Origin of the sequence: Kitasatospora sp. NPDC091257 (assembly GCF_044757675.1) — a bacterium.
Taxonomy (GTDB): Bacteria; Actinomycetota; Actinomycetes; order Streptomycetales; family Streptomycetaceae; genus Kitasatospora; species Kitasatospora lactacystinica.
Map to the genome: position 1 here is coordinate 1 of NZ_JBIVVI010000681.1, position 5038 is coordinate 5038.

The following is a 5038-nucleotide window of genomic DNA, read 5'->3' on the forward strand; positions in this document are numbered from 1 at the left end:
GACAGCCCCCCGAGGTGGTTGATCCCGGCGTCGAGCACCGCGTAGGTGCTGCCCCGGCTCGGCTTGACGTCGGTCACGGTGGTCAGCAGCCGTCCGCTGTCGCCGACCAGGTAGCGGCCGGACTCGAAGGCGACCACCGGCCGCCCCTCGCGCCAGCCGGGCAGGTTCTCGTCCAGCACCTCGGCCAGGGCCTCCCGCAGCCGCCGGTACACCGGCCGTTCGCCGGCCGTCGCGTACGGGCAGGCGAAGCCGCCGCCGAGGTCCAGCAGCTCCAGCTCGATGCCGAGTCGGTCGCGCAGGTGGGCGGCGGTGCGCACGCTCTGGGCCAGTTCGGCGATCAGGCCGTCCTCGTCCGCGGAGTTGGTCAGCGGGAAGAAGTGCAGCCCGACGACCCGGGTGCCGGCGACCCGCAGCCGGTCGGCCTCCTCCGCGAGCCAGTCCAGGTCGAAGCCGAACTGGGAGGGGCCGCCGGTCATCCGCAGCCCCGCGGTGCCCGGCGCGCCGGCGGCGTTGATCCGCAGCACGCAGTCGGCCACCGCGTCATGGGCGGCGGCGGCCGCGCCGACCCGCTCCAGGTCCCCGAAGGACTCGACGGAGAAGGCGCGCACCCCGGCGCGCACCGCCTCGTCCAGCTCGGCCGCCACCTTGCCCGGCCCGGAGTACAGCAGTTCCCCGGCCGGGTGCCCCGCCTCCAGCGCCGCGGCCAGCTCGCCGCGCGAGGTGACCTCGGCGTGCACGCCGCTGCGGCGCAGTTCGGCGACCAGGGCGGGGTGGGGGTTGGCCTTCAGGGAGTAGTAGATCCGGGAGGGCTGCGGGACGGCCTCGCGCAGGTCCCGGGCGGCGGCCCGGACCCGGGCCGCGTCGTAGACGTACAGCGGACTCCCGTACGCCGAGACGAGTTCAGGATCGGTGGTCATCGCGGTCCTTTCGTAGCGGCGTGCGCGGCGCCTCGCGGTCGGTGCCCCGCCGGCGCGCCGCCGGTCGCCTGCCTGGTGGCGGCGCGCCGGGAGCGCGCGAGCGTCTCCTGACGCACCGCCACCACCATCTTGCGAGCGTGGACTTGGGCGCCGCTAAAAGCGATCCGGCCCCGCGTCCCGCCGTGCGGGCCCGGGGCTCCCGGATCAGGCGACCGGCCGGCGCACCCTCTCGGCGGCCGGCGCGGCGGCCGGCTCCGGGGCGGCCGGGCCCTCCATGCGGTCCAGCCGCAGCGCCGCGTGCAGCCTGCGCAGCGGACCGGGGGCCCACCAGGTGGCGGAGCCGAGCAGCGCCATCAGCGCGGGCACCAGCAGCGCCCGCACCACCGTGGCGTCCAGCAGGACGGAGAACGCGGCGCCGAGGCCCAGCTCCTGGACGAACACCAGCCGGGACATGGCCAGCGCGCCCACCGCGACGCAGAACAGCGCGGCGGCGCTGGTGACGGTGGAGCCGATCTGCGCCAGGCCGTCGGCGACCGCCTCCCGGTCGCCGCGGCCCGCGGCCCGGGCCTCCTTGATCCGCCCCAGCAGGAAGACGTTGTAGTCGGTGGAGAGGCCGAAGGCGAGCGCGAAGACCAGCACGGGCGTGGTGGTCTCCAGCCCGCTGTGGGCGGCGAAGCCGAGGTTGCCGTCCTGGAAGACCCACACCAGGAAGCCGAACGCGGCGCCGGTGGAGAGCAGGTTCATCACCAGGGCCAGCAGCGGCAGCAGCACCGATCCGGAGAAGGCGAACAGCAGCAGCACCGTCACGCCGGCCAGCACGCCGAACGCCAGGGGCAGGCGGTCGGCGATGCTGCCCCGCTGGGCGAGGAAGTCCGCCGTCGTCCCGGTGAAGCGGGCGGTGACGGGCGCCGCCACGTCCTGGACCTGCTCGCCGGCCCGCAGCGCCGGACCGTCCAGCGGGTTGCCGGCGAGGACGGCGTCGATCTCCCAGTGCCCGGCGTCCAGCCGCTGCGGCTCGCCCACCGACTCCACCCCGGGCACCGCGGCGACCCGCCGGGCGTACTCCTGGAGCCCGGTGTCGTCGGCGGTGTCGAGGACGATCTGGAACGGGCTGGTGGCGATTTCGTCGAAGTCGCCGCCGAGCCGCGCGGCGACCTGCCCGGCGCTGATGTCCTTGGGGAGCGAGGTCGGGTCGACGCCGGTGAACCGCACCCCGGTGAGCGGGGAGGCGACGAGCAGCAGGACGGCGGTGGCGACCAGCGTGAAGACCGCGGGCCTGCGCATCACCGCCGAGGCCAGCCGGTGCCAGCGCCCGGCGGTGGCCTGCCCGGCCGCCGCGGACCGCTGCCAGCGGCGCGGCGCCAGCGCGTTGATCCGGTGACCCAGCACGGCGAGCAGCGCGGGCAGTCCGAGCAGGGCGAACAGGGCCGCCGAGACGACGGTGATGACGCCGGCCAGGCCCATGGACCGCAGGTACGGGTGCGGGAACACCATGATCGCGAGCAGCGCGGCCGCCACCGTGAGCGCGCTGAACAGCACGGTGCGCCCGGCGGTGGCGACCGTCCGCCGCAGCGCCTCGGCGCCGGGGCCGTGCTCGGCCAGCTCCTCCCGGTAGCGGGTGACGATCAGCAGGCCGAAGTCGATGGACAGCCCCAGCCCCAGGGCGAAGGCCAGGCTCATCGCCCCGGTGGAGACGTCCATCGCGGTGGTCGCGATCCGCAGGCCGGCCATGGTGAGCAGCAGCGAGACGACGGCGCCCAGCAGGGGGACGAGGGCGGCCACCAGGCCGCGGAAGACCAGGAACAGCGCGATCAGGATGACCGGCGTGGCCAGGCCCTCGGCCTCGGCCAGGTCGGTGTCGGAGACCTGGGCCACCTGGACGTGGCCGGGCGTGGCGCCGCCGAGCCAGGCCCGGCCGTTCAGCGCCGGGTCGTCCTTGACGGCCCGCTGGAGCTCCTGCTCGGCGGCCTTGGTCTCCGGTTCGGCCATCGGGCGCACGGCGCCGACGACCACCGTGCTGTGCCCGTCCCGGGAGATCAGCGCGGGGTCGGCCGAGTAGTCGACGACCTGCTCGACCTCGGGCCGGTCCTTCAGCAGCCGGACGGCCGCGGTCACGGCGGCCGGGGGCGCGCCGGCACCGCGCAGCTGCTCGTCGGTGCGGACCAGCAGCAGGTAGCCCTGCTGGGAGTCGATGCCGGTGGCGCGGGTGATCGTCTCCCGGGCGACGACGTTGCCGCCGCCCGGGTCGTCGTAGTCGGACAGCCCGTTGGTGAGCCTGTCCCCGACGGAGCCGCCGAAGACCGCGGCCAGCACGGTGATCAGCAGGGTCAGCAGCAGGGAGGCTCTCCGTCGCCCGTGCAGAGCGGAGCCCAGAGCGGTGAACATCGGTATTCCTTCCGTCGCGCGGCCGTGGTGCGGCAGCGCGGGCGCAGAGGCGGACACGGCCGCCCCACCCTCGGCGAAGGCCCTTGGCTCTCGCTTGAGCGGGGCGTGCCCGTCCGCTGACTGCACGTCACCGATGCGCGCCGCACTCCGGCCGGACGGTCAGGCCGGCTCCCCCGCCAGCAGGGCGCGCAGCGCCTTGCCGTCCGTCTTGCCGTTGGCGGTGAGCGGCAGCGCGGGCAGCACCCGGCAGAGGTCCGGGACCTTGGCCGCCTCCAGCCGGTCGGCCAGCCTGCCCAGCACCTGCTCGGCGGTGACCTCGCCGACCACGAACAGCACCATGTCCCGGTCCTCCTCCGGGGCGAGCAGGGCCGCCTCGCGGACCCCGTCGATGTCCAGGACGGCGGCCTCGATCTCCACCGTGCTCATCCGCGAGCCGCGCCGCTTGAACAGGTCGTCGCGCCGGCCCTGGAAGTACAGGTGGCCGTCCTCGTCCAGCCAGCCGTAGTCGCCGGTGCGGAGCGTGACCCGGCCGTCCTCCGGGCTCACCCGGAACCGCTGCGCGGTGGGCTCCGGTGCCTGCCAGTAGCCGGCCATCACGTGCGGGCCGCGGACGGCGATCTCGCCGATCTCGTGCGGCGGCAGCGGCCGGCCGTCGTCGTCCAGCGTCAGCACCTCGGTGCCGGGCAGCGCGCGCCCCACCGATCCGGGCCGGGCCAGGTCGCCGTCGGGCTCCAGGACGGTGATCCGCTTGCACTCGGTGGTGCCGTACATCGGGGCCACCGCCGCGCCGGGGAAGGCCTCCCGCAGCGAGGCGATCAGCGGCGGGTTGAGCGCGGCACCGGTGTTGGTGAACAGCCGGACCCCGGTGGGCCGCGGGTCCCGGGAGGCCAGGCGCACCAGCAGTTCGCCGAGCGAGGGCACCAGCGGCACCACGGTGGCGCCGTGGTCGCGGGCGAACCCGAGCAGCCGGGCGTGGCCCTCCGGGCCGGACAGCAGCAGTTCGGCCCCGGCCAGCGCCGAGAGCAGCACCTGGTAGAGGCCGTAGTCGAAGGAGAGCGGCACGGCGGTCAGCACGACGTCGTCCGGGCGGTAGTTCAGCCGCCGCGCGATCGCCCGCGCGGCGAACACCACCTGGGCGTGCGGGCAGGCCACGGCCTTGGGCGCGGCGGTGCTGCCGGAGGTGTAGATCAGCAGCGCCAGCCGGTCGGCGGGCACCTGCGCCTCTCCGCGCCCGGCCGGGTCGGCGGGCCCGGAGAGGTCCAGCTCGGAGACCACGGCGACGGGCACCCCGGCGGGCCAGCGCAGCCCGTCGGCCTGCTCCCGCTCCGCCGCTTCCGCCACGATCAGCGACGGCGCCGAGTCGGCCAGCACCGGCCCCAGGTGGAAGGCCCGCATCGCCGGGTTGACGGGAACCAGCACGGCGCCGCGCCGCCAGGCCCCGAAGAGCAGGGCGGTGAACTCGCGGCCGCTGCCCACCCGGGCCAGCACCCGGTCGCCCGGCCGGATGCCGTGGCCGGCCAGGATCCGGGCGAAGGAGTCGGCGGCGGCGTCCAGCTCGGCGTACGTCCAGGCGCCGTAGCGGTCCCGTACGGCGGGTGCGTCCGGGCGGGCGGCGGCAGCGGCGCCGAGGAACTCCTCGGCCGCGTTGGCGATCCGGGCGGCGTGCTCCGAACCGGCGGCGGTGGCGACCCCGGGTACGGGTACGGTCTCGAACGTGCGCGTGGTCAATGCTCCCC

The 5038-nt window shown here is 75.8% G+C and carries 2 protein-coding genes and 1 pseudogene; all 3 read right to left on the bottom strand.

Annotation, left to right across the window (positions count from 1 at the left end):
* Positions 1 to 917: pseudogene (locus ACIQOV_RS27145) on the bottom strand (type III PLP-dependent enzyme); the annotation flags it as partial.
* 204 nt (positions 918 to 1121) lie between these two features.
* Positions 1122 to 3302: an MMPL family transporter gene (locus ACIQOV_RS27150; RefSeq protein WP_401052820.1), complete on the bottom strand. Its 2181-nt coding sequence runs from the start codon at positions 3300 to 3302 to the stop codon at positions 1122 to 1124.
* Positions 3303 to 3461: 159 nt separating this feature from the next.
* Complete coding sequence (locus ACIQOV_RS27155) at positions 3462 to 4955, bottom strand: class I adenylate-forming enzyme family protein (protein ID WP_401052823.1); 1494 nt, start codon at positions 4953 to 4955, stop codon at positions 3462 to 3464.
* Between the last annotated feature and the right edge of the window lie 83 nt (positions 4956 to 5038).

What these genes read in the sequence shown, in the direction of transcription:
- ACIQOV_RS27150 (WP_401052820.1), bottom strand. Translation starts at nt 3,302, where the DNA reads ATGTTCACCGCTCTGGGCTCCGCTCTGCACGGGCGACGGAGAGCCTCC.